We start from the raw sequence: 22,241 nt of genomic DNA on the forward strand, positions 1-22,241 counted from the left end.
GTAATGGCAGTACGAGAAAAAAAGCGCACCCATCAAGGCGGGGCACGCAGGGAACGCAGGCGCCCCACCACACCGGTGGGGAAGTAATAGACCGAGAGCACGAACAGCAGGCCCAGCCACAGCAGCCAGCGGTCGGGCGACAGGAGTGCGGCCAGCCAGGGAAGACCAGAGGCAGCCTCATGGGCAACGCCCAACAGGTCCTGCAGGTAGCTTTGCGCCACCACGAAGAGCACGGAGCCGACCACGGCACCATAGATCGTGCCCATGCCGCCGATCACGACGATGAGCAGGCAGTCCATCATGATCTCGAAGCTGAGCGACGTGTCCGGCCCGTTGTAGCGCAGCCAGAGGGCCAGCATGGCACCCGCCGCACAGGCGAACAGCGCGGACAGCACGCTGGAGAGCGTGCGGTACACCACCACGCGATAGCCGATGGCCTCGGCACGGAACTCGTTCTCGCGGATGGCCTGCAGCACACGGCCAAAGGGCGAGTTCACGATGCGCAACAGCGCCAGCACCAGCACCACAGCCGTGACGAACAGCAGGTAGTAGGTGATGAGGCGCCCGTCGATCAGCACCCCCAGCACCTCCTCCTCGAAGGGCTCGAAGCTGGGCGACAGCCACTCGGGCAGCTTGAAGGTCAGGCCGTCCTCGCCGCCCGTCCAGCCCGAGAGCTGCGAAGCCAGCGTCTGGAACGCCGCCGCCACGGCCAGCGTGATCATGGCGAAAAAGATGGCGCGCACGCGCAGCGAGAACAATCCGATCGCCAGCGCCAGCAGCAATGACAGCAGCAGCGCGCACCCCAGCCCCACGGCCAGCGCGCCCCATGTAGCACCCAGGCGGCTGGTGGCGATGGCGATGCCGTAGGCGCCGATGCCGAAGAACATGGTGTGCGCGAAGCTCACGATACCCGTGTAGCCCAGCAGCAGGTCGAAGCTGGCGACCAGCACCACGAACACCAGTACCTTGGCCGCCACGTTGAGCGCCTTCACGCCCGCAAAGGCGAACGGCGCCACGGCGAGCCCCAGCAGGCAGGCCATGAGCAGCACAGCCAGCACCTTGCTGCGGGGATAGTCGCCCGAGAGGAGCCGGTTCAGCATCGACGCGCTCCTCAACGGTTGGCCACCGGGTACACGCCCTGCGGCCGCCACAGCAGGATGGCGACCATGAGCGCGATGTTGGAGAACAGCGCCACCTTCGGCAGCAGGAAGCCCGTGTAGTTGGCCATCAGGCCCACGAGCAGCGCACCGATCAGCGCACCACCCGTGCTGCCCAGTCCCCCAATGATGATCACGATGAAGATCAGCACGTTCACCTGGGCCCCCATCTGCGGCACCACGTTCTGCTGGTACAGCCCCCACATCACGCCGCCCAGCCCCGCCAGCGCGCTACCGGCCACGAACACGCCCACGAACAGCCGCCGCACGCCGTAGCCCAGGCTCTCGACCATCTCGCGGTCCTGCACGCCGGCGCGGATCAACAGGCCCAGCTTGGTGCGCGCAAGCGTCCACGCCAGCAGCGCGAACACCGCCAGCCCCACGCCAACGGCCAGCACGCGGTACTTTTCCACGGCCGCCTCGCCGACGAGCCACGCGCCCCGCATGGCCTCGGGCAACGGCAGCGGAATCTGCTGTGGTCCCCAGATGACCTTGATCAGTTCCTCGCCGATGATCATCCCACCCATGGTGATGAGGATCTGCTTGAGATGCTGGCCGTACACGGGGCGCACGATCAGGCGCTCGAATGCCAGTCCCACCGCGCCGGCCACCAGCATGGCGACGGCCATGGCGGGCAGCACGGCCACCAGGTTGCGCCACAGCGCGGCCGACCCGGTCCAGTCGCTCATCGAGCCCAGCACGCTGGTGGCGACAAACGCGCCCAGCGCGATGAACACGCCATGGCCGAAATTCAGCACGTCCATGAGCCCGAACACCAGCGTGAGGCCGGAGGCGATGATGAAGATGATCATGCCCATGGCCAGCCCCGCAACCGTGAGGGTGAGCCAGGTGCTGGCCGATCCGATGAAGGGCAGCACCGCGATCGCCAGCAGCGGTACCAGCGCCAGGGGTGTCCAGTCGATGGCTATTGCGCCCCGCCCGGTCGCTTCACTTTTAATAGCTACTCGCGCTTGCTGCATGGGCGCTACAGGCCGATTTTGTTCAAACCTGTTCATAACGACAGCCCCAGCAGCGACTGCTGCAACGCCTCGTCCTCTGACAATGCGGCCATGGGGCCGGCATGCACCACTACACCGTTGTCCATCACCGCCACCTGGTCACCCAGGCGCTGGGCGAAGTGCAGGTTCTGCTCTACCAGCAGGATGGTGGTGCCGCTGGCCTTGAGCTGGGCGAAGGCGTCGATCATGTTGTTGACGATGGCGGGCGCCAGTCCCTTGCTGGGTTCATCCACGATGAGCAACTCGCGCGGCTCCACGATGGCGCGTGCCACGGCCACCATCTGTTTTTGCCCGCCGCTGAGCTTGCCTGTGGGGTGATTCCAGAACTTTTCCACGGCGGGAAAGAGCCGGAAGATCCACTCCAGCCGCGCGCCGTCCATCTGCGCCGCGGTGCGCGCGCCACGCGCGGCCAGCAGCAGGTTTTCCTTCACCGTCAGGTCGGCAAAGATGCCCATGTTCTCGGGTACGTAGGCAATGCCCTGCTGGGCAATGCGCGGCGTCTCCCAGGCCGCGATGCCCTGGCCGCCGAAGGTGATAGTCCCGGCACTGGCGCGCCACAGACCCATGATGGTGCGCAGGGTCGTCGTCTTGCCCGCGCCGTTGCGCCCCAGCAGCAGCGTGAGCTGCCCGCGGGGCACGGCCAAATCAACGCCATGCAGGATGTGATATGCCCCGATGTGCGTGTGCACGCCGGACAGCTTCAGCAGCGGTGCGCTCATGCCTCAGCCTCCGCAGCCGACGCCGCCGTGCCCAGGTAGGCCTGCTGCACGATCGGCGACGCGATCACTGCGGCGGGCTCGCCGTCCGCGACGAGCACGCCGTTGTGCAGCACGATGATGCGGTCGGCCAGCTCGCGCACCACGTCCATCTTGTGCTCGACCAGTAGGATGGTCTTGGTCTTGTCTTTCTTGAGCGCGCGTATCAGGTCCAGGATCACGGGGGCCTCGTCATGGCCCATGCCAGCCGTGGGCTCGTCGAACATGTAGATCTGCGGGTCCAGCGCCATGAGCAGCGCCACCTCCAGCTTGCGCTGGTCCCCATGCGGCAGGCTGGCGACCGGCATGTCCTGGCGGTCGGCCAAGGCCACGGCATGCAGGATGCCCTGCGCACGGGCGGTGAGTGCGGCGTGGTCGCTCCAGATGCTCCACAGGTTGAGGCCGCGCCGGTGCCGCCCCGGCTGCGCGGCCTGCACGGCCAGGCGCACGTTCTCCAGCACCGACAGGTGCGGAAACAGATTGGTGAGCTGGAACGCCCTGCCCAGGCCGGCGCGCGTGCGCGCAGAAGGCGGCAGGCCCGTGAGGTCCTGGCCATGGAGCGACACGCGACCTGCCGTCGCCTTGAGCTGGCCCGAGATCAGGTTGAAGTACGTGGTCTTGCCCGCGCCATTGGGCCCCACGATGGCCGTGAGCGTGCCCTGCGCGAAGGCACAGGTCACGGCGTTCACCGCCACATGCCCGCCGAAGCGGATGGTCAGGTCCTGGGTGGCCAAGGCGCTCATGGGTGCGTACTTGTGTGCCGATGCCGCGGTCGGTGCGCGTCAGGGGCAGGTGCCGATCACGTAGTAATTGGTGGCTGTCTGCTTGAGCGTGGTGGTCACGAACACGTTCCACAGCCCCATGCTCTGGCCGGAGCCATTGGCGTAGGTGTAGCCGCCCTGCTGGTAGGCGCGCCCCGCTTGTGTGTGCGCATAGTTGCTGGCTGTGGTGCAGGTCCCAGGGGACTGCGTGGGCGCGAGCGTGGTGCCGCTCACGGCGTTCGACGCATCACCCTCTGCGCCGTTGGCGTCCACCGCACGCACCGCCCAGCTGTAGGTGGTGGAAGCGGTCAGCGCCGAGTCGGTATAGCTGGTGGCGTAGACGGTAAGGGCGTTGGCTTTGTTGCCGTTGCGGTAGACGTTGTAGCCGCTGGCGCCAGCCACGGCATTCCAGGCCAGGTTCATGCTTGTGGCGGTGGCGCCCGACGCGCTGAGACCGGTGGGCGCTGGCAGGAGCGGATCGGTGGGCGGTGGGGTGCCGCCGCCGTCGCCCGAACCTGCACCGGAAGCGATGCGATCCACCATGGCCTTGATCGCGGCCATCTGCGCGCCGCTCTTCTGCGCGAAATTGCCGCCGTACCAGCCGATCCAGTCCCAGCAGGCGTTCGGGTTGGCCAGCGATCCGCTCTTGGCGGTGCTGCGGCTGGTGTTGTCGATCCGGGTCTGCGGGAACAGCAGGATGATCTGGTTGGTGTCGGCCCAGCGGCTATAGCCGGTGTTCTTGACGAACTTGTCGCCGATCTTGTCGGTGCTCTGCTGGCAACCGTGCAGCACGACGTGCAGCTTGCACTGCGCGCCGCTGGCGCAGCTTGCGGGCAAGTACAGCCAGGCGTTGGCGGCCATGCCCGGGTTGCCGGCGGTATAGGCGCTTTGATCGAACTCGATGTAGTTGGCTGCCGCAGGGGCGTTGTTGCGCGCATTCAGCGCGCCATAGAAATGTGAGAGCACCGCTCCGGCGCCGTCATAACCGCAGTTGCTGATGAAGGGCGAGGTGCTGCTGCTGCATGCGTTGTTGCCCGTGCTGTCAAAGTCGGTGGGCAGCACATGCGCGGTCCCGCTGCGCTTGACGTACGTGATGTTGCCCGCGGGCACCCCATTGTTGAGGTACTGGGTCTGCAGCGCATCGGTCAGGTTGGGCCCCACGGTGTAGTCGCTGGTGCCCGTGAAGATGTAGATCTTCTGAGCGGCAATGCCGGACTTGCCATCAATGGTGCCGTTGGCGCTGTAGCTGTCGATGCTGCCCTGCATCGCGCCCTGCTGGCTGGCGCTGATGCTGGCGTTGTACATGCAGGCCGTGTAGTTGTTGTGGCCCGCGCACATGTACGGCCCCGCGGCAAAGATGCCCACGCCCATGAAGGTGGACGAGTACGCATTGCCAAGCTGGGTGGCCATGAAGCCGCCTGAGGACAGCCCTGAAACGCTGATCTTGCCCGTGTCGATGTTGTACTGGCCCAGCGGCGCCGCCGCCTGCGCCATGCCGGCGGATGCCAACGCAGCAGCGAGCAGAAAACGATGGAATGGCATGCTTTTGTCTCCTGTCAAAGGGGCGCGGTGTGCGCAAGTCCGCCCCGTGTGGCCCGGGGTTCATCGAGGAATACAAACGACGTGTGGACGGCCGGGCGAGGCTTCGCCGGCGCGCCCTGCACACTGGGCAATCAGCGCTTGTTGCGGATCGGTACCTGCATCTCTTGCGGCTTGATCTCGCGCACCAGTTCGGGTACGCCCCACGCAAACGCCGGGTCGTTCTTGATGCGGAAGTGGTACATGCTCTGCATGGCTTGGTGGTCTTCCTTGCGGAAGGTCATGGTGCCCTTCGGCGTATCGAAGCTCATGCCCTCCATCGCCTTGATGAGCGTATTGGTCTTCGTGTCGCCACCGGTCTTCTTCAGCGCCGTCACGATCGCCATGGCGGCCGAGAAACCACCGGCCGTGAAGAAGTCTGGCGGCGTCTTGAACTGCTTGTAGTGCATGGACACCAATGCCTCGTTCACCGGGTTCTTCGGGATGCCGAAGTAGTAATACGTGGCGCCTTCCATGCCCGGCATGCCCTTGAACGCCGCCATCGCGGGCAGGATGTTGCCGCCCGTGGCAATCTCGATGCCGTAGCGCTTGAGATCCATATCGTTGATCTTGAACGGGTTGCCCGCCCCGGCCCACAGCACCCAGATCACCTTCTTGCCCGGCTGGTCCTTGAGCCGGTCTATCAGGCGCTGCGCGCCCGCGGTGAAGTCGGTGGTGGCCGCGGGCAGGTATTCCTCATGCACCAGCTTGGCTGTCTTGATGGCATCCTTGAAGGCCTTGACACCGTCGCGGCCAAAGGCGTTGTCCTGCGCCAGGGTGGCGATGAGGGTGCCGGGCTTGTCGATGGCGACGGCGTTGCCGATCGCGTCCTGGCTGGAATTGCGGCCCGTGCGGAAGATGTACTTGTTCCACTTGTCACCGGTGATCGAGTCCGCCACCGCGGGCTCGACCAGCAGGATCTTCTTGTATTCCTCCGCCACCGGCAGCATGGCCAGCGCCACACCCGAGGCGCTGGGGCCCACCGCCAGGTCCGCCTTGTCGTCGGAATACGCCGTGGCCAGCTGGCTCTTGCCCAGGTCTGGCTTGCCTTGGTCATCCTTCTCGATCACCACGAGCTTCTTGCCCGCCACCGCCATGGTCCCACCAGTGGCGTAATCCAGCCCCATCATCAACCCTGCCTGCGTTTGCTTGCCATAGGCTTCGAGCGGCCCGGTCTTGCTATAGACATGGGCGATGCGAATCTCGGACTGGGCCAGTGCCAACGGCGCGGTCAGACCGGCCGCCAGGGCTGCGGCCAGGCCGCCGGCCCGCGCCGCGAGGCTGCGATGGTGCATGCGTGTCTCCTCTTTTGGGTATGACAAACACATTGCACGCACCATGCCAGGGCGCAAGTGGCTCGACATGGTCGCCAGACAGATCACCGGACGTCACTTCGGCGACATTTTTTCGCGAATATCCAGCCATCACGGCTCTTTTGACTAATTTACAGACAAATTAAATGCCTTAATTTCAGGCATTTGTCTATTTATTTATCAGTGTTAGCCAGGGGCTGCCCCATCCGTTCGTAGAGCGTGGCACGGGAGATGCCCAGGTGCCGCGCCGTGGCGAGCTTGTTGCCCCCATGCAATGACAGCGCTGCAGCTATGGCGCGGCGCTCCAACTCTGCCACCTGCACGGCCAATGGGCGCAGCAGCGCCGCGCCATCGTCGCCGGTAGAAGCCCCGCCCGCATCGGGTGTGGGCGCTGCGGGTTCGACGCCGCTTTCGCGCAGCACCTGACGCAATTGCTCCGCATCGACGGTCAGCGTTTCGCTGCGCATGGCAGCCTGCTCCAGTACGTTGCGCAGTTCGCGGATGTTTCCGCGCCATGCCTGCGCGCCCAGCAGGGCCAGTGCATCGGGCAGCAGCTCGGGCGGGGCGATGCCATTGCGCAGAGCCAAGTCGTCGGCCAGTGCCTCCACCAGGGCCGGAATGTCGGCACGCCGCTCCCGCAGCGGTGGCACGCGGATGGGCAGCACATGCAGGCGATAGAAGAGGTCTTCGCGGAACAGGCCGTCGCGCACCAGCGCGGCCAAGTCGCGCGAAGTGGCGGCTACCACGCGCACGTCGAACGGCACGAGCTGGTTGGAACCCAGGGGCTCGATTTCACCTTCCTGCAGGGCGCGCAGCAGCTTGGCCTGCAGATTGGAGGGCATGTCACCGATCTCGTCGAGGAACAACGTGCCCCCGTCGGCCAGCTTGAATTTGCCCTCCCGACCCCGCACGCTGGCACCGGTGTAGGCACCGGGGGCTACACCGAAGAACTCTGCCTCCAGCAATGTGTCGGGCACGGCGGCGATATTGACGCTCACGAAGGGACCTTGTGACCGCGTGGAAGCCGCGTGGATGGCATGGGCCAGCAGCTCCTTGCCCGTGCCGGTTTCGCCCAACAGCAACACCGGACTCTGGGACTGGGCCGCGCGGCGCGCCTGGCGCTTCACCTCGGTGGCTGCGGGGCTGGCACCCACGAAGCTGGCGAACGTGTGCTTGGCACGACGCACCCCCGGGCCAGCCACGGGCAGCCGGCTGCGCTGCGCGGCCAGTTCGCGCCGCGCATCGTCCAACTCGCGCTGGAGTTGAGCAAACTTGGCAATCAGCGGCTGCAGCGTGGTTTCCGGATGGTCGAACAACACGATGCCAATGGCGCCGATCACGCGCCCATCATCCCCATGCAGGGGAATGCGGCTGACCACGAACGTGCCGGCCTTGTTGGTCAGCAGGTCCACCAGGACGGGCTGGCCCGTCTCGAGTACCTGGCGCATCTGGGTGTTGGGAATCACCTCCTCCACCATGCGGCCCACGAAGTCATGGACCGAATGCACGCCCAGGTCGGGCAGGAAGCGGCGGTAGCCCTCGTTGACCCACACGATGCGCCCGCTCAGGTCCACGAGGAACATGCCCTGGCTCATGGTGGAAAAGAGCTGGAACATGGAGCGCGCAGCCAGTTCCAGGATGCCCTGCGCATCCAGCGGCAAGGGCGAGGCGTCGGTATGCAGGGGCATGGTCGGATGGTAACGCCGGCGTTCGACGCGCATTGCAAATTAATAAGAACCATTCTCAACATAGAGCTATACTCCGCGCCTGTGCAAGCGTGCTCTCTGGTGGGGAGGTCCCGGGGGCGGCCGTCCCCCGGGCGCTGGCCGCGCTGCGCTTGCGCGGCGGTACCCGGCGCACTCTGTCTAGGGCGATGAACGAGGCAGCGATGCGTCAAGAAACATAAACACCAATCACTCTCGTTCTTATGCCCTTTACTGTCAGCGCACAGCTTCTGCACGCCCTTAACGCCCACCGCTGTTGACCGGCCCAACCATGAACGACACCCGCCTTTCCCCGTCCACCCCGCGGCCTCCCGCGCCATCGCGGCCCTCCCTCTGGCTCTGGCCGTGCGTGCTGGGCGTGCTCACCGCCAGCGGCTTGCTGAGCGCACTGGTGTCCGACCACTGGGGCGACCGCTGGTCATGGTTCGCGCTTGGCCTGCCCGTTGCCGTGATGACCTGGTGCGCGCTGGTCCCGCGCGCCAAGCCCTGCGCCGCCCTTGACTCTGTTTCCTCCCGCCCATCACAACCATGAACCGCCCCACCCCTTTAGCCCTTGCCATCTTTGTCGCGCTGCAGTCCATGGCGCATGCGCAGGGCACGCCATCCGCGCCCGAACTCCCCACCGTTGAGGTCAACGCCAGCGCCGACGCGTCGGCCCAGGGCCTGTCGCCAGCCTATGCGGGCGGCCAGGTGGCGCGCGGCGGGCGCGTCGGCATCCTGGGGACTCGCGACCCACAGGAGACGCCCTTCAGCATCACCGCGTACACCAACGAACTCATCCAGGACAAGCAGGCCCGCAGCGTGGGCGAAGTGCTGCAAAACGACTCAGGCGTGCGCATGGCGCGGGGCTTCGGCAACTTCCAGGAGGCGTATTTCATCCGCGGCTTCGTGGTCGGCTCCGACGACGTGGCCTACAACGGCCTGTACAGCCTGCTGCCGCGCCAGTACATCGCCACGGAACTGTTCGAGCGTGTCGAGGTCCTGCGGGGCGCCGCCACCTTCCTCACGGGAGCGGCGCCCTTCGGGGGCGGCGCGGGGGGCACCATCAACCTGCTGCCCAAGCGCGCGCCGAACGAGCCCCTGTCCCGCGTGACGCTGGGCACCGGGTCGGGAGGTTACGGACACGCTGCGCTCGACCTGGCGCGCCGCTTCGGCCCCGAGGACAGCACCGGCATCCGCGTGAATGCCGCGCTGCGCGATGGCGATACCGCCATTGATCACGAGGAAAGCCGCCTGGGCCTGCTTTCGGTGGGGCTGGACTGGCGCAACCGTAACGTACGCCTGTCGGGGGACATCGGCTGGCAGGACAACAAGCTCAAGGGTACGCGCAGCAACGTGACACTAGGCCCCCTGGCCACCAGCATCCCCGCCGCGCCCGATGCCAAGGCCAACTTCTCCCAGCCCTGGTCGTATTCCAACGAGCGCGACCTCTTCGGTACGCTGCGCGGCGAAGTCGACCTCACTCCCGACATCACCGCCTGGGGTGCCTGGGGCATGCGCCGCAGCAAAGAGGCCAATTCGCTGGCGAACCTGAGGGTAACCAACTCCGACACCGGCGCGGGCAGCGTCTACCGCTTCGACAACACCCGCAAAGACCGCGTGAACACGGGCGAGCTGGGCGTGCGCGGCAAGCTGCACACCGGCAGCGTGGGACACGAATGGGTGGCGTCCGCCTCGTATTTCGACTTCGAGAAGGACAACGCGTATGCCATGGACTATGCCAACACGCTGCCCGCCAACCTGTATGGCTACACCCCCTATGCCGCTCCCGCATTCAGCGCCGGCGCGCTGCATGGCGGCGACCTGGCAAACCCCAACCTCACGGGGCACACGCGCCTGGTCAGCTTTGCCTTGGGCGACACGCTGGCTTTCATGGACGACACGCTGCTGCTCACCGTGGGCGCGCGCCACCAGAGCATTAAGGTCCAGGACTACGCCTACGGAACCTCGGCACCGCTGGGCAGCTACGACAAGAGCCGCATCAGCCCCGCGGCCGGGGTGGTGTTCAAGGCCAGCTCCCGCCTGTCGCTGTACGCCAACTACATCGAGAGCCTGAGCCAGGGCGAAACGGCCCCGGCCACGGCCAACGGCGTTCCGGTCATCAACCACGGGCAGCAGCTCGCGCCCTACGTTTCCAAACAGAAGGAAATCGGCGTCAAGTACGACGCGGGCCGCATCGGCGGCTCGGTGGCACTCTTCAGCACCACGCGCCCGCGTGCGCTGGTGAATGCCGACAACGTCTTCACCGCCGCCGGCGAAGACCGCCACCAGGGTGTGGAGTTCAACGTCTATGGCGAAGCCGCGCGCGGCCTGCGCCTGCTGGGTGGCGCCACCTGGCTGCAGGCCAAGCAGCGCGCCACGGGCACCGCCGCGCTGGATGGCAACCGCGTGATCGGCGTACCGCGCCTGCAGGCCAATGCCGGAGTGGAATGGGATGTGCCGGGCGTGCGCGGCCTCGCCCTGGATACGCGCGTGGTCCACACCGGCGCGAGCTACGCCGACGATGCCAACACCCTGCGCCTGCCCGCCTGGACGCGCCTGGACCTGGGCGTGCGCTATCTGACCGAGGTCGGCGGCCGGCTGCTGACACTGCGCGCCCGCGTGGACAACGCCACCAACCGCAACTACTGGGCCTCTGCGGGCGGCTACCCCGGATCAGGCTACCTGGTGGTAGGCGCACCGCGCACCTTCACGCTAAGCGCCAGCGTGGATTTCTGACCCCCTACGGACGCACCAACGCCATGCTGACACCCAACACCCTCAAGACCTGGACCTGGCTGCACAAGTGGAGCAGCCTCGTCTGCACGGTCTTCATGCTGCTGCTGTGCCTGACCGGCCTGCCGCTGATCTTTCACCACGAGATCGGGCACCTGCTCGGCACCGAGGTGGAGGCCCCCGCCATGCCGGCGGACACGCCCCGCGCCAGCCTGGACCGCATCCTGGCGGTGGCCCAGGCGCAGCACCCGGACCGCGTGGTGCAGTACGCCTCGCAGCCCGATGACAGCACCGACCTGTGGTTTGTGACGCTCACGCCCACGCCGGCTCCCACGGACGACTTCCGCTCCGTGGCCGTGGACGCGCGCACGGCCGAAGTGCTGGCCCAGCCGCGCTTCGACGAGGGCTTCATGTGGGTCATGCTCAAGCTCCACGTAGACCTGTTCGCGGGCCTGCCAGGCAAGCTGTTCCTCGGGTTCATGGGCCTGTTGCTGGTGGTCGCCATCATCAGCGGCGTGGTGCTCTACGCGCCCTTCATGCGCAAGCTGCAGTTTGGCCAGGTGCGCCGCGACCGCTCCACGCGCGTGAAATGGCTGGACCTGCACAACCTGCTGGGCATCGTGACGCTGGTGTGGGCCTGCGTGGTCGGCGCCACGGGTGTGGTCAACACCTGGGCCGACCTGATCGTCAAGTACTGGCAGCACGACGAGCTGACCGCGCTGCTGGCGCCCTACCAGGGCCAGCCGCTGACGCCCGTCGCCGAGCGCGGCTCCCTGCAGCAGTCACTGGACGCAGCGCTGGCCCAGGCGCCGGGCACGCGGCTGTCGTTCATTGCGTTCCCGGGCACGGCGTTCTCCAGCCCGCACCACAACACCTTCTTCCTGCGCGGTGATGCGCCGCTCACCTCGCGCCTGCTCGAGCCCGTGCTGGTCGACGCGCGCACCGCCAAGGTCACCGCCGCGCCGGAGCTACCGTGGTACCTGACGGCCCTGCTGGTGTCCCAGCCGCTGCACTTTGGCGACTACGCGGGCATGCCCATGCAGATCCTCTGGGCCGTGCTCGACATCGCCACCATCATCGTGCTGGGCAGCGGCCTGTACCTGTGGGTGGCGCGGCGCCGCACGCAGCCGCAGGGCGCGGCCGCTGCGGCCCGGCAGGAAGGCCCCGGCAGCGGGCCTGCACCCCGGCCAGGCCCGGTGGCGGCCCGGGTGCTGCGCTAGGGCCGCGCGCGCGCCGGCGTGCGTAGCGCCGACGCGCAGCGCTCCATCAACTCACATCGTCCACGCTCTGGCGCGCATGGGCCAGGTTGCGCTCGGCCCAGCGGCGCAGCACGCGCGGCACGATGAGCACGGCCAGCACGATCACCAGCAGCGTCACGGCCATGGGGCGCTGCAGGAAGATCATCCAGCTGCCCTCGCCGATGGAAATCGCGTTGCGCAGCTGCGCCTCGGCCAGCGGTCCGAGGATCATGCCCACCACCACGGGCGCCGTAGGGAAGTCGAAGCGCCGCATCAGCACGCCCAGCAAGCCGATGCCGTACAGCAGGAACAGGTCGAACGTGCTCTGGCGCATGCCGTAGGCGCCCACCGTGGCAAAGATCAGGATGCCGGCGTAGAGCTGTGGACGCGGAATCTTGAGCAGCTTCACCCACAGCCCCACCATGGGCAGGTTCAGCACCAGCAGCATGATGTTGCCGATGTACAGCGACGCGATCAGCGCCCACACCAGCGTGGCCGATGTGGTGAACAGCTGCGGGCCGGGGTTCAGCCCATAGTTCTGGAAGGCCCCCAGCAGCACGGCCGTGGTGTTGCTGGTCGGGATGCCCAGTGTCAGCAGCGGGATGAGCGCCGCGGTCACCGTGGCGTTGTTGGCCGCCTCGGGGCCCGCAACCCCCTCGATGGCGCCACGGGTGCCGAACTCGGCCTTGTCCTCGCCCTTGGCCAGACGCTTTTCGGTCGCGTAGCTCAAGAAGGTGGGAATCTCCGTCCCCCCTGCCGGGATGCAGCCGAAGGGCGTGCCGATCACGGTACCGCGCAGCCATGCGGGAATGGACCGGCGCCAGTCGCGCCGCGTCATGTGCACACGGCCCATCTGGTTCTGCGACTCTTCCACCCGGCCCTCGTACAGCGCCGCATACAGCACCTCGGCCACGGCGAACAGGCCCACGGCCACCAGCACGATGTCGATGCCGTCCAGCAGCTCCATCTTGCCCACGGTGTAGCGGGCGGCCCCCGAGATCTGGTCCATGCCCACGCAGCCCAGCGCCAGGCCCAGGAACAGCGCCGTCATGCCGCGCAGACTGCTCTGGCCCAGCACCGCGCTCACCGTGGTGAAGGCCAGCACCATCAGCATGAAGTATTCGGGCGGGCCGAGCTTGACCGCGAACTCGGCCACGCCCGGCGCGAACAGCGTCACCACCACCGTGGCGATGGTGCCGGCGACGAACGAGCCGATGGCCGACGTGGCCAGCGCCGCGCCCGCGCGCCCGCTCTTGGCCATCTTGTTGCCTTCCATGGCCGTGACCATGCTGGCGGTCTCGCCCGGCGTGTTCAGCAGGATGGACGCCGTGGAGCCGCCATACATGGCGCCGTAATAGATGCCCGCGAAGAAGATCATCGAGGCGGTCATGTCCACCTTGGCCGTGATGGGCAGCAGCATGGCCACCGCCACCGCCGGCCCGATGCCCGGCAGCACACCCACGGCCGTTCCCAGCGCGCAGCCCACCAGGGCCCACAGCAGGTTTGCCGGCGTGATCGCCGTGGCAAAGCCTGCGAGCAATGCGTCAAAGATTTCCATAGCACTCAATCCCTGTTTGGAACGCGGCCTGCGCCGGCGCCATCGAAGCAGCCAAAGTCAGCATGCATGTGCACTCTCCCGCGCCCTGGCCTACAGCCACCCGCTGGCGGTCAGGCCCGGCAGGTTGATCGCCAGGAACTGCGTGAACAGCCAGAACACCGGCGCGGCGATGGCCAGCCCGGTCGCTACATCCACGGCCAGCACGCGCGGCGACAGCAGGCCCGTCTGCCCGCCCGCGCGGCGCAGCCCCTGCACGGCCAGCGCATAGCACAGCGTGCAGCCCACGATGAAGCCCAGCTCCACGATCAGCGCCGCATTCAGCAGAAGCCCCGCCGACACCCATGCAAAGGGCCCCCACGCCGCGCGCGGCGCGCCGCCCGGGTCGGCCGCTTGGCGGTAGCCGCCCGTGGCAGCCTCCCAGATCAGCCAGCCGCCGCACACGGCCAACACCAGGGCGCAGGCCCACGGTAGAAAGTTGGGCCCCACGCCGCCATAACCGGCGTTGCCGGGGATCTCCAGCGCGCCCCAGGCCATCGCCGCGGCCACCAGGATGACGCCGGCGCCCACGGCGGCCTGCCAGCCGGGTGAAGGCACGGCGCTTGTGGGTGGAATGGAGGGAGGGGAAGAGGAAAGCTCAGACATGGCTGCGGCCTCCGGGAAGGCGCCGCACCGCGGCGGCGCAGGTTTCAAACAAAAAACGGCCCTAGCGCTTATCCATCAAGCGCTGACAGCTCTCAAAAGAGGAGCGCCGCAGCACACTGCGGCGCCGCCGGGCTTAGACCATGCCCGACTTCACCATGGTGGCGCGCAGGCTGGCGAACTCGCTGTCCACGAAGTTGGCGAAGTCGTCGCCGGCCAGCCACGCGGGCGTCCAGCCGTTCTTCTCCAGCGCCTCGGCCCACGCCTTGCTCTTGACGGCCTTCTCCACCATTGCCACCAGCGCCTTGCGCTGCTCGGCCGTGATGCCGGGCGCGCCGTACACACCGCGCCAGTTGCCGATCTCGACGTTGATACCCTGCTCCTTGAGCGTGGGCACGTTCACGCCCTTCAGGCGCTGGCCCGAGGTCACGCCGATGGGCTTCATCTTGCCCGCGGCGATGTACTCGGAGAACTCGCTGTAGCCGCTGCCGCCCACGGTGACGTTGCCGCCCAGGATGGCCGCCGTCGCCTCCCCGCCCCCACGGAAAGCCACATAGTTGATGCGCGCCGGGTCCACCCCCACTTCACGGGCGATCATGGCCGCCGCGATGTGCTCGGTGGAGCCGCGCGAGCCGCCGCCCCACTTCACGCTGCCGGGGTCCTTCTTGAGCTGCGCCACCACCTCGGCCATGCTCTTGAAGGGCGAGTTGGCGGGCAGCACGAAGACGTTGTATTCGCTGGTCAGCCGCGCGATCGGCGTGGCCTGGCTCAGGTTGACCGGCGGCTTGCCGGTGATGATGCCGCCCAGCATCACGGCGCCCATCACCATCAGCGCGTTCGGGTCGCCCTTGGAGCCGTTCACGAACTGCGCCAGGCCGATGGCGCCGGCCGCGCCGCCCTTGTTGTCATAGGTCACGCTGGAGGCCACGCCCGCATCCTGCAGGGCCTTGCCCAGGGCGCGGCCCGTGGTGTCCCAACCGCCGCCGGGGTTGGCGGGCAGCATCATCTTGACGGCCACGGCGGCCTGGGCCGACAGCGGCAGGCTGCCCGCGGCGGCCAGTGCCGCCAGCGACTTCAGAAAGGTATCGCGACGCATGTTGTCTCCTTGCTTGTTAGAAAAAGGGAACGCTGACCGGCGCGATGATGCGCGCGCAAGCTGTCAAACGGCTGTCCACGGCACCAGGGTTAACACCGAGATCCGCGCGCCAACCGCCACCCGCCGCAAACGCGTTCTAATCCGCGGATGCAACTGCTTCTCGTCGAAGACGACGCCACCATGCAGGCTACGCTGCAGCGCTCGCTGGCGCGCCGCGGCATGGCTGTCACCGCCCTTGCGGACGGGCGCGCCGCGCTGGCCGAATGGCGCGCGCACCCGCCCGACGCCGTGGTGCTGGACCTCACCCTGCCCGGCCTGGACGGCCTGCAGGTACTGCAACAGGCACGCGCCGGCGGCCTGCGCACCCCCGTGCTGCTGCTGACCGCGCGCGGCACCGTGGGCGACCGTGTGCTGGGCCTGAACGCGGGGGCCGACGACTACCTGCCCAAACCTTTTGACCTGGACGAGCTGGAGGCCCGGCTGCGCGCCCTGCTGCGCCGCAGCGGCGATGCGGCAGATGACAAACAGGCCTCCAACGCCTTGGTGATGGGCGCCTTGCGCTATGAAAAAGAAAGCGGTGCCATCTATCTGCACGATGCGCCCATGGACCTCACCCCGCGGGAGTTGGCGCTGCTGCGCACCCTGCTGGCCCAGCCGGGGCGCGCAGTCGCCAAGGAGCGGCTGTATGAACTGGTCTTCCCCGGCCAGAGCGAGGTGCAGTACGAGGCCATCGAAGTGGTGGTGTACCGCGTGCGCAAAAAACTCGCAGGCACCGGCGTGGCCCTGATGACGCTGCGCGGCCTGGGCTATCTGCTCAAGCCAGAGACATGAAACAGCCCGCGAGTCGCTGCGCGCCTTCCCCCCCCAGGCGGGCGATGCCGCAGGCCCGGCCGGGCCCGCTGCGCGGCGCGCGCTGGCATGGTTTGCGCCACCGCCGCCGGACAAGAGCGAGCGCGCCTGTGCGCCAGGCTCCCCACCACGCGCAACGCAGCCGGGTGGCGGCATGACGCGCCCGCAGTCGCTGCGCCGCCAATTGCTCGTGGGCATCCTGCTGCCCACGCTGCTCTTCGTGGGCGTGAACACCTACAGCCTGCACCGCCAGGCGCTGGCCGCGCTGCACACTGCCTACGACCGCACGCTGCTGGCTTCGGCCAAGACCATCAGCGAGCAGCTGGACGTGCGCGGCTGGGACGACATGGCCGAGCTGCGCGCCATCGTGCCCTACGCGGCGCTGGAGGCCTTCGAGGCCGACAACCAGAGCCGCATGTTTTACCGCGTGTCCAACCTGCGCGGCGACTTGATTTCCGGCTTTGCCGAACTACCCGCCTGGCACGGCACCATCCCGCAGCGCCCGCCCTATGCGGCGCTCGTGGACTTCTATGACGACCGTTTTCGCGATCAGCCCGTGCGCGTGGCCGTGCTGCTGCAGCCCGTGGCCAGCAGCGAGGGGCGCGGCATGGCCGTGATCCAGGTGGCGGAAACGCTGGAGCTGCGCGAGGCGGCGGCCCTGCAGATCCTGCACACCACGCTGGCACGCCAGGCGCTGCTGCTGGCGCTGATTGCGGGCATCGTGGTGCTGGTGGTGCAGCGCGCCACGCAACCGGTGCGCCAGCTGAGCAGCGACCTGCAGGCCCGTACCGAAGGCGACCTGGCCCCCCTTGCCGCCCCCACCGCGCCGCGCGAGTTGCAGCCGCTGATCGACGCCACCAACGCGGTCATGCAGCGCCTGTCGCGCCTGCTCGCCCACCAGCAGCGCTTTGTGCGCGACGCGTCACACCAGCTGCGCACACCGCTGGCCGTGCTCAAGACGCAGGTGCAGTCCGCCCTGCGCGGCGACCTGCCGCCCACGCAGGCACTGCGGGAGATTGGAGACACCGTGGACCGCGCCACGCAGCTGGCCAACCAGATGCTGGCGCTGGCCAAAGTGGAGCAGCTGCGCCAGCAGGGCGAGGTGCCCGTGACGCGGCTGGACACAGTGCTGCGCGAGATGGCGCTGGAACTGTCGCCGCTGATCGCACAGGGCGACCTGGACTTCGGCATCACCACCGACGCCGCGCCCATCCACGCGCACGAGTGGATGCTGCGCGAGCTGTGCCGCAACTTGCTGCACAACGCCATACGCCATGCGCCGCCCGGCACCGAACTCGCCGTCACGCTGCACCGCGAGGACGGTGAGGCGGTCCTCACCCTGGCCGACGCCGGCCCCGGCATCGACGACGAACTGGCGGCGCGGCTGTTCCAACCGTTTTCGGCCGGCGACGTGCGCACGGGTTCGGGCCTGGGCTTGGCGATTTGCCAGGAGATCGTGCACGCGCTGGGCGGCAGCATCACCCTCGCCAATCGCCAGGCGGACGGCCGCGTGCTGGGCCTGGACGCCGTGGTGCGGCTGCCACTGGCCGACGCCTGAACCGTTTTTCACGCACGCCGCCCCAGGCAAAATCACGCCGATGACGACACCACCCGATGCAATGCGCCTGGACAAATGGCTGTGGTGCGCGCGCTTTTACAAGACCCGCAGCCTCGCCGTGGAAGAGATCGGCAAAGGCCGCGTAACCGTCAACGGCCAGGCGGCCAAAGCCGCGCGTGAACTGCGCGCGGGCGACACCGTCGCGCTGCGCCAGGGCGCGGTCGCCCGCACGGTCGTAGTGCGCGCCTTGAGCAACTTCCGCGGCCCGGCGCCCGTGGCGCAGCAGCTCTATGAGGAAACGCCCGAGAGCCTCGCCGCGCGCGCCCAGGCCGCCGAAGCGCGCCGCCTGGCGCCCGAGCCGGCCGCCGCGCTGCGCGAGGGCCGCCCCACCAAGCGCGACCGCCGCTCCATGGACCACCTGCGCCATGACTGGGACGACCGCTGGAGCGCCTCCATCGACGACTGAGATGGGCAGGGCTTGGGCACAGCACCGCAGCCTGTGGCAGCCAGCCGCCAAAGCCCCACGACGCGAAAGCACAGCGCGCCCACACGGGCCGTGTGCGCTATGCCCGAAGCTATGCCCAAAGCGCTATGCCCAAAGATCAGGCCGCCAGGCGTTCATCCTGCGCCGCGTCATGCCATGCGTCACCCTCTCCCGCCAGCAGCACCAGGTCCTGCGCGGGCCGGTCACACGGCGATGCGCGAAAGCGCACGGCAATGTCCGCGGCCGCGGGCGAGAAGAACAGCACCACGCGGTCCTCGGCCGCATCGAAGTGCGAGAACAGCGCCCGCCCCGTGCCGGGCTGCGCCATGAGGAACCTCGCCATGAAAACCTGTTGAATCTGCCGCAGGGGCTCGAAGGCCTGTTGTTCGTTGCCCAGTTGCAGCGTGTACCAATGGCTCACATCCCACCTCGTTTGCCGAAAAAAGATGCACGCATGGTAGACACGCCCGCTGCGGCGGGGCGGTTCGCCAGGGGCGCATCACGGTGTAGGACACAGCCGGCCTGACGGCGTTGTGCCGGCGCCTGCTTCCGCGCTGTCAGGCGCCCTTGGCCGCCCCGCTGACCCGGTACGGCGTAAAGCCCGCCATATCCTCGTTCACCTCCAGCGGCCGGCCCACCGGCGGAAACGCGCGCTGCGGGCACGCGGTGCGCTCGCACACCTTGCAGCCCATGCCGATGGGCACCGGCGCCTCGGGGTCGGCCAGGTCCAGCCCGCGCGCATAGACCAGTTGGCCCGCGTGCTGCACGTCGCAGCCCAGCGCCACCGAGAAGGTCTTGCCCGGCGCGCCCCAACCGCCGGTGCTGCGCGTGACGGTGCGCGCGATCCACAGGTACACGCGCCCGTCGGGCATGCGCGCCAGCTGCCGCACGATGCGCCCGGGCTGGGCAAAGGCCTCGTACACGTTCCACAGCGGGCAGGTGCCGCCGATCTTGCTGAAGTGAAAGTGCGTGGCCGACTGGCGCTTGCTGATGTTGCCCGCCCGGTCCACGCGGATGAAGAAGAACGGCACGCCGCGCGCGCCGGGGCGCTGCAGGGTGGACAGGCGGTGGCACACCGTCTCGAAGCCCACGCCCCAGTGCTGGCCCAGGCGCTCGATGTCGTAGTGCAGCGCCTCGGCCGTCCGCAAGAAGGCGCCGTAGGGCAGCAGCAGCGCGCCCGCTAAGTAGTTGGCCAGGCCGATGCGCGCCAGCGTGCGCGCCGCCTCGCCCGACAGCGCCGCTCCCTGCACGCTGTGCTGCAGCAGGTGCGGCACTTCCAGAAAGGCCAGTTGCGTCGCCATCTGGAAAGCGCGCTGCGCGCCCTGCAGCGTGGGCGACAGGTACAGCACGCGTGCGGCGGCATCGAAGCGCCGCTGCACGGCGGCGCCCTCGCCTGCCTCATCGCCGTCGCCGCCCTGCAGCAGCGCGACACGCACACCGTGGGCCTGCTCCAGCCGCGCCTGCAGCGCGGCGCCGGCCGCGCCAGGCACCAGCCGCCACTGGGCGGCCAGGTGCTCGGCAGCGTCATCCAGCTCGGCGATGTGGTTGTGGCGCGCGAAGAAGAAGTCGCGCACCTCCTCATACGCCATGGGCGGGGTCTGCGCCGTGCTGGCCGCGCCGCCGCGCTCGTCGCCGTAGTGCGCGGCCAGCGCCTCCAGGCGCTCGCGCGCCTCGGCGCGGCCGCGGTGCAGCGCCAGCAGCACGCGCGCCACGGCGGGCATGTTGGCGGCCAGTTCGCGCACCTCGGCCAGCGAGACGGCATCGGCCGGCGCGCCGGGCGGCAGATCGGCCAGCACGTCGCGCAGGCCGGCGATCAGGCGCGCCTCGTCGCCCTCAGAAAAGTGCTGCACGTCCACGCCGAACACGGCGTTGATCTTGAGCAGCACCGGCACCGTCAGCGGGCGCTGGTTCTGCTCGATCTGGTTCAGGTAGCTGGCGGAAATCTCCAGCGCCCGCGCCAGCGCCACCTGGGTCAGGCCCCTCTCCTCGCGCAGGCGGCGCAAGCGCACACCCATGAAGGTTTTTTTCATTCCAATCTTTCGCAAACTTTGCAAAACACCCCGCAAGCCTTCGCAATCGTTCGCCAATTCAGGGCTTACGGGGGGCATCCATTGTGCGTAGATTGCGAAGCATGACAAGCCCCGCAGGCACCCTCGAAACCCGCGACATGGTCTTCCCCGCCCATGCCAACCACCACGGCACGCTGTTCGCCGGCCAGGGGCTGGAGCGCATGGCGCGCGCCGCCTTCCTGGCCGCGCGCGACACCGCCGGCTGCGACGTGGTGATGGCCGCCGTCACCGGCGTGCAGTTCTGCGCCCCCGTGCCCGTGGGGCGGGCGCTGGCGCTGCGCGCCTGGGTCAGCCGCGTGGGGCGCAGCTCGCTCACCGTGTGCGTGCACGGCCTGGCCCAGGCACCGGGCTGCCCCGACGAGCTGGCCCTGCAAGGCGTCTTCGAGATGGTGGCCGTGAACGCCCACGGGCGGCCCACGGCCATCGCGCATACCTACCTGAACACCCCGCCACACCCCTTCCGACAGGAGACTCCATGAGCACCACCGACACCGCAACCGCCCTCCCGCGGGCCAAGAAATCCGTCGCCCTCTCGGGCGTGGCCGCCGGCAACACCGCGCTGTGCACCGTGGGCAGGAGCGGCAACGATCTGCACTACCGCGGCTACGACATCCTGGACATCGCCGAGGTCTGCGAGTTCGAGGAGATCGCCCACCTGCTGGTGCACGGCAAGCTGCCCACGCGCGCCGAACTGCGCGCCTACAAGGCCCGGCTGCGTGCGCTGCGCGGCCTGCCCGGCAGCGTGAAGGCCGCTCTGGAGCAACTGCCCGCGGCCAGCCACCCCATGGACGTGATGCGCACCGGCGTATCCGCCCTGGGCTGCGCCCTGCCCGAGAAAGACGACCACAGCCTGGCCGGCAGCCGCGACATCGCGGACCGGCTGCTGGCATCGCTGGGCAGCATGCTGCTGTACTGGTACCACTTCAGCAACTCGGGCCGGCGCATCGCGGTGGAGACACAGGACGACTCCATCGGCGGGCATTTCCTGCACCTGCTGCACGGCGACAAGCCCTCGGACGGCTGGGTGCGCGCCATGCACACGTCGCTGAACCTGTATGCCGAGCACGAGTTCAACGCCAGCACCTTCGCCGCGCGCGTGATCGCCGGCACGGGCAGCGACCTGTACTCCTGCATCGCCGGCGCCATCGGTGCGTTGCGCGGGCCCAAGCACGGCGGCGCGAACGAAGTGGCCTTCGAGATCCAGAAGCGCTACGACACGCCCGATGCGGCCGAGGCCGACATCCGCCGCCGCGTGCAGGCCAAGGAGGTGGTGATCGGCTTCGGCCACCCGGTCTACACCGTGAGCGACCCGCGCAACGGGGTCATCAAGGCCGTGGCCAAGCGCCTGTCGGATGCCGCCGGCTCGACCAAGATGTACGACATCGCCGAGCGGCTGGAGCGCGTGATGTGGCAGGAAAAGCAGATGTTCCCCAACCTGGACTGGTTCAGCGCCGTGAGCTACCACATGATGCAGGTGCCCACCGCCATGTTCACGCCGCTGTTCGTCATTGCCCGCACCAGCGGCTGGGCGGCGCACGTGATCGAGCAGCGCGCGGACAACAAGATCATCCGCCCCAGCGCCCACTACACCGGCCCCGACGACCAGAAGTTCGTGCCCATCGAGGAACGCGTTTGACAAAAACCATAGCTGGCAGCGCTTGCCGTTACTGGATTCCCAGCACTTTTTGCATGAAATCTGTTGACAGGCAAGCGCCAGCAGCTATCACA

At 68.1% G+C, this 22,241-nt stretch carries 20 protein-coding genes; 8 read left to right on the forward strand and 12 right to left on the reverse strand.

Annotation, left to right across the window (positions count from 1 at the left end; all coding sequences use genetic code 11):
- Window positions 1-32: 32 nt before the first annotated feature.
- From QY917_RS07130 to QY917_RS07160, 7 genes are all read right to left on the reverse strand, one after another.
- A complete protein-coding gene (locus QY917_RS07130) occupies window positions 33-1,100 on the reverse strand; it encodes a branched-chain amino acid ABC transporter permease (protein ID WP_123675677.1) in 1,068 nt (355 codons plus the stop codon).
- Window positions 1,101-1,111: 11 nt separating this feature from the next.
- A complete protein-coding gene (locus QY917_RS07135; protein ID WP_123675676.1) occupies window positions 1,112-2,137 on the reverse strand; it encodes a branched-chain amino acid ABC transporter permease in 1,026 nt (341 codons plus the stop codon).
- A gap of 32 nt (window positions 2,138-2,169) precedes the next feature.
- Window positions 2,170-2,895, reverse strand: coding sequence for an ABC transporter ATP-binding protein (locus QY917_RS07140; RefSeq protein WP_123675675.1), 726 nt, complete (start codon window positions 2,893-2,895; stop codon window positions 2,170-2,172).
- A complete protein-coding gene (locus QY917_RS07145) occupies window positions 2,892-3,674 on the reverse strand; it encodes an ABC transporter ATP-binding protein (RefSeq protein ID WP_123675674.1) in 783 nt (260 codons plus the stop codon). The genes QY917_RS07140 and QY917_RS07145 overlap by 4 nt, the downstream gene beginning before the upstream one ends.
- A 39-nt stretch (window positions 3,675-3,713) precedes the next feature.
- Window positions 3,714-5,234 (reverse strand): PHB depolymerase family esterase, encoded by a 1,521-nt coding sequence (locus tag QY917_RS07150; protein ID WP_123675673.1) that lies wholly within the window; start codon window positions 5,232-5,234, stop codon window positions 3,714-3,716.
- 131 nt (window positions 5,235-5,365) lie between these two features.
- The gene (locus QY917_RS07155; protein WP_123675672.1) at window positions 5,366-6,565 is read right to left on the reverse strand and encodes a substrate-binding domain-containing protein; all 1,200 of its coding nucleotides are present in this window, start codon (window positions 6,563-6,565) and stop codon (window positions 5,366-5,368) included.
- A 191-nt stretch (window positions 6,566-6,756) separates the two neighbouring features.
- The gene (locus tag QY917_RS07160; RefSeq protein ID WP_123675829.1) at window positions 6,757-8,271 is read right to left on the reverse strand and encodes a sigma-54-dependent Fis family transcriptional regulator; all 1,515 of its coding nucleotides are present in this window, start codon (window positions 8,269-8,271) and stop codon (window positions 6,757-6,759) included.
- A 307-nt stretch (window positions 8,272-8,578) separates the two neighbouring features.
- Between QY917_RS07160 and QY917_RS07165 the strand changes: the two genes are divergently transcribed.
- The 3 genes from QY917_RS07165 to QY917_RS07175 are packed head-to-tail and all read left to right on the forward strand — an operon-like array spanning window position 8,579 to window position 12,242.
- Window positions 8,579-8,839, forward strand: coding sequence for a hypothetical protein (locus QY917_RS07165; RefSeq protein ID WP_088886504.1), 261 nt, complete (start codon window positions 8,579-8,581; stop codon window positions 8,837-8,839).
- Window positions 8,836-11,025, forward strand: coding sequence for a TonB-dependent siderophore receptor (locus QY917_RS07170; RefSeq protein WP_123675671.1), 2,190 nt, complete (start codon window positions 8,836-8,838; stop codon window positions 11,023-11,025). The genes QY917_RS07165 and QY917_RS07170 overlap by 4 nt, the downstream gene beginning before the upstream one ends.
- Before the next feature lie 23 nt (window positions 11,026-11,048).
- Window positions 11,049-12,242: a PepSY domain-containing protein gene (locus QY917_RS07175; protein WP_123675670.1), complete on the forward strand. Its 1,194-nt coding sequence runs from the start codon at window positions 11,049-11,051 to the stop codon at window positions 12,240-12,242.
- Window positions 12,243-12,288: 46 nt separating this feature from the next.
- Here QY917_RS07175 and QY917_RS07180 read toward each other — a convergent pair whose 3' ends face one another.
- The 3 genes from QY917_RS07180 to QY917_RS07190 all read right to left on the reverse strand — a co-directional run bounded on the left by QY917_RS07180 (window position 12,289) and on the right by QY917_RS07190 (window position 15,553).
- Complete coding sequence (locus QY917_RS07180) at window positions 12,289-13,818, reverse strand: tripartite tricarboxylate transporter permease (RefSeq protein WP_011804916.1); 1,530 nt, start codon at window positions 13,816-13,818, stop codon at window positions 12,289-12,291.
- Window positions 13,819-13,908: 90 nt separating this feature from the next.
- Window positions 13,909-14,460, reverse strand: coding sequence for a tripartite tricarboxylate transporter TctB family protein (locus tag QY917_RS07185; RefSeq protein WP_123675669.1), 552 nt, complete (start codon window positions 14,458-14,460; stop codon window positions 13,909-13,911).
- A 133-nt stretch (window positions 14,461-14,593) separates the two neighbouring features.
- A complete protein-coding gene (locus tag QY917_RS07190; protein ID WP_011804914.1) occupies window positions 14,594-15,553 on the reverse strand; it encodes a tripartite tricarboxylate transporter substrate binding protein in 960 nt (319 codons plus the stop codon).
- Between the two features lie 147 nt (window positions 15,554-15,700).
- Here QY917_RS07190 and QY917_RS07195 point away from each other — a divergent pair, with 147 nt between their 5' ends.
- The 3 genes from QY917_RS07195 (at window position 15,701) to QY917_RS07205 (ending at window position 18,426) form a co-directional block, all read left to right on the forward strand.
- On the forward strand, window positions 15,701-16,384 hold the full coding sequence (locus QY917_RS07195) for a response regulator (RefSeq protein ID WP_123675668.1): 684 nt from the start codon (window positions 15,701-15,703) through the stop codon (window positions 16,382-16,384).
- A 172-nt stretch (window positions 16,385-16,556) separates the two neighbouring features.
- Window positions 16,557-17,960, forward strand: coding sequence for a sensor histidine kinase (locus tag QY917_RS07200; protein ID WP_123675667.1), 1,404 nt, complete (start codon window positions 16,557-16,559; stop codon window positions 17,958-17,960).
- Between the two features lie 40 nt (window positions 17,961-18,000).
- Complete coding sequence (locus tag QY917_RS07205) at window positions 18,001-18,426, forward strand: RNA-binding S4 domain-containing protein (RefSeq protein WP_047351412.1); 426 nt, start codon at window positions 18,001-18,003, stop codon at window positions 18,424-18,426.
- A gap of 136 nt (window positions 18,427-18,562) precedes the next feature.
- Here the strand turns inward: QY917_RS07205 and QY917_RS07210 are convergent, their stop codons facing one another.
- Both QY917_RS07210 and QY917_RS07215 read right to left on the reverse strand, forming a co-directional pair.
- Window positions 18,563-18,865: a hypothetical protein gene (locus tag QY917_RS07210; protein ID WP_011804910.1), complete on the reverse strand. Its 303-nt coding sequence runs from the start codon at window positions 18,863-18,865 to the stop codon at window positions 18,563-18,565.
- A 136-nt stretch (window positions 18,866-19,001) separates the two neighbouring features.
- Window positions 19,002-20,474 carry a short-chain fatty acyl-CoA regulator family protein gene (locus QY917_RS07215; RefSeq protein ID WP_123675666.1) on the reverse strand — a complete coding sequence of 491 codons (1,473 nt, stop codon included), beginning with the start codon at window positions 20,472-20,474 and terminating at the stop codon, window positions 19,002-19,004.
- A gap of 101 nt (window positions 20,475-20,575) precedes the next feature.
- Here QY917_RS07215 and QY917_RS07220 point away from each other — a divergent pair, with 101 nt between their 5' ends.
- Entirely contained in the window at window positions 20,576-20,992 is a 417-nt protein-coding gene (locus QY917_RS07220) for an acyl-CoA thioesterase (protein WP_123675665.1), read from the forward strand.
- On the forward strand, window positions 20,989-22,149 hold the full coding sequence (gene prpC / locus QY917_RS07225) for a 2-methylcitrate synthase (RefSeq protein WP_103737979.1): 1,161 nt from the start codon (window positions 20,989-20,991) through the stop codon (window positions 22,147-22,149). The genes QY917_RS07220 and prpC overlap by 4 nt, the downstream gene beginning before the upstream one ends.
- The last annotated feature ends 92 nt before the right edge of the window (window positions 22,150-22,241 follow it).

It is taken from the genome of Diaphorobacter sp. C33 (assembly GCF_030503915.1).
GTDB lineage: Bacteria > Pseudomonadota > Gammaproteobacteria > Burkholderiales > Burkholderiaceae_C > Diaphorobacter > Diaphorobacter nitroreducens.

What these genes read in the sequence shown, in the direction of transcription:
- QY917_RS07130 (WP_123675677.1), bottom strand. Translation starts at nt 1,100, where the DNA reads ATGCTGAACCGGCTCCTCTCGGGCGACTATCCCCGCAGCAAGGTGCTG.
- QY917_RS07135 (WP_123675676.1), bottom strand. Translation starts at nt 2,137, where the DNA reads ATGCAGCAAGCGCGAGTAGCTATTAAAAGTGAAGCGACCGGGCGGGGC.
- QY917_RS07140 (WP_123675675.1), bottom strand. Translation starts at nt 2,895, where the DNA reads ATGAGCGCACCGCTGCTGAAGCTGTCCGGCGTGCACACGCACATCGGG.
- QY917_RS07145 (WP_123675674.1), bottom strand. Translation starts at nt 3,674, where the DNA reads ATGAGCGCCTTGGCCACCCAGGACCTGACCATCCGCTTCGGCGGGCAT.
- QY917_RS07150 (WP_123675673.1), bottom strand. Translation starts at nt 5,234, where the DNA reads ATGCCATTCCATCGTTTTCTGCTCGCTGCTGCGTTGGCATCCGCCGGC.
- QY917_RS07155 (WP_123675672.1), bottom strand. Translation starts at nt 6,565, where the DNA reads ATGCACCATCGCAGCCTCGCGGCGCGGGCCGGCGGCCTGGCCGCAGCC.
- QY917_RS07160 (WP_123675829.1), bottom strand. Translation starts at nt 8,271, where the DNA reads ATGCCCCTGCATACCGACGCCTCGCCCTTGCCGCTGGATGCGCAGGGC.
- QY917_RS07165 (WP_088886504.1), top strand. Translation starts at nt 8,579, where the DNA reads ATGAACGACACCCGCCTTTCCCCGTCCACCCCGCGGCCTCCCGCGCCA.
- QY917_RS07170 (WP_123675671.1), top strand. Translation starts at nt 8,836, where the DNA reads ATGAACCGCCCCACCCCTTTAGCCCTTGCCATCTTTGTCGCGCTGCAG.
- QY917_RS07175 (WP_123675670.1), top strand. Translation starts at nt 11,049, where the DNA reads ATGCTGACACCCAACACCCTCAAGACCTGGACCTGGCTGCACAAGTGG.
- QY917_RS07180 (WP_011804916.1), bottom strand. Translation starts at nt 13,818, where the DNA reads ATGGAAATCTTTGACGCATTGCTCGCAGGCTTTGCCACGGCGATCACG.
- QY917_RS07185 (WP_123675669.1), bottom strand. Translation starts at nt 14,460, where the DNA reads ATGTCTGAGCTTTCCTCTTCCCCTCCCTCCATTCCACCCACAAGCGCC.
- QY917_RS07190 (WP_011804914.1), bottom strand. Translation starts at nt 15,553, where the DNA reads ATGCGTCGCGATACCTTTCTGAAGTCGCTGGCGGCACTGGCCGCCGCG.
- QY917_RS07195 (WP_123675668.1), top strand. Translation starts at nt 15,701, where the DNA reads ATGCAACTGCTTCTCGTCGAAGACGACGCCACCATGCAGGCTACGCTG.
- QY917_RS07200 (WP_123675667.1), top strand. Translation starts at nt 16,557, where the DNA reads ATGACGCGCCCGCAGTCGCTGCGCCGCCAATTGCTCGTGGGCATCCTG.
- QY917_RS07205 (WP_047351412.1), top strand. Translation starts at nt 18,001, where the DNA reads ATGACGACACCACCCGATGCAATGCGCCTGGACAAATGGCTGTGGTGC.
- QY917_RS07215 (WP_123675666.1), bottom strand. Translation starts at nt 20,474, where the DNA reads ATGAAAAAAACCTTCATGGGTGTGCGCTTGCGCCGCCTGCGCGAGGAG.
- QY917_RS07220 (WP_123675665.1), top strand. Translation starts at nt 20,576, where the DNA reads ATGACAAGCCCCGCAGGCACCCTCGAAACCCGCGACATGGTCTTCCCC.
- prpC (WP_103737979.1), top strand. Translation starts at nt 20,989, where the DNA reads ATGAGCACCACCGACACCGCAACCGCCCTCCCGCGGGCCAAGAAATCC.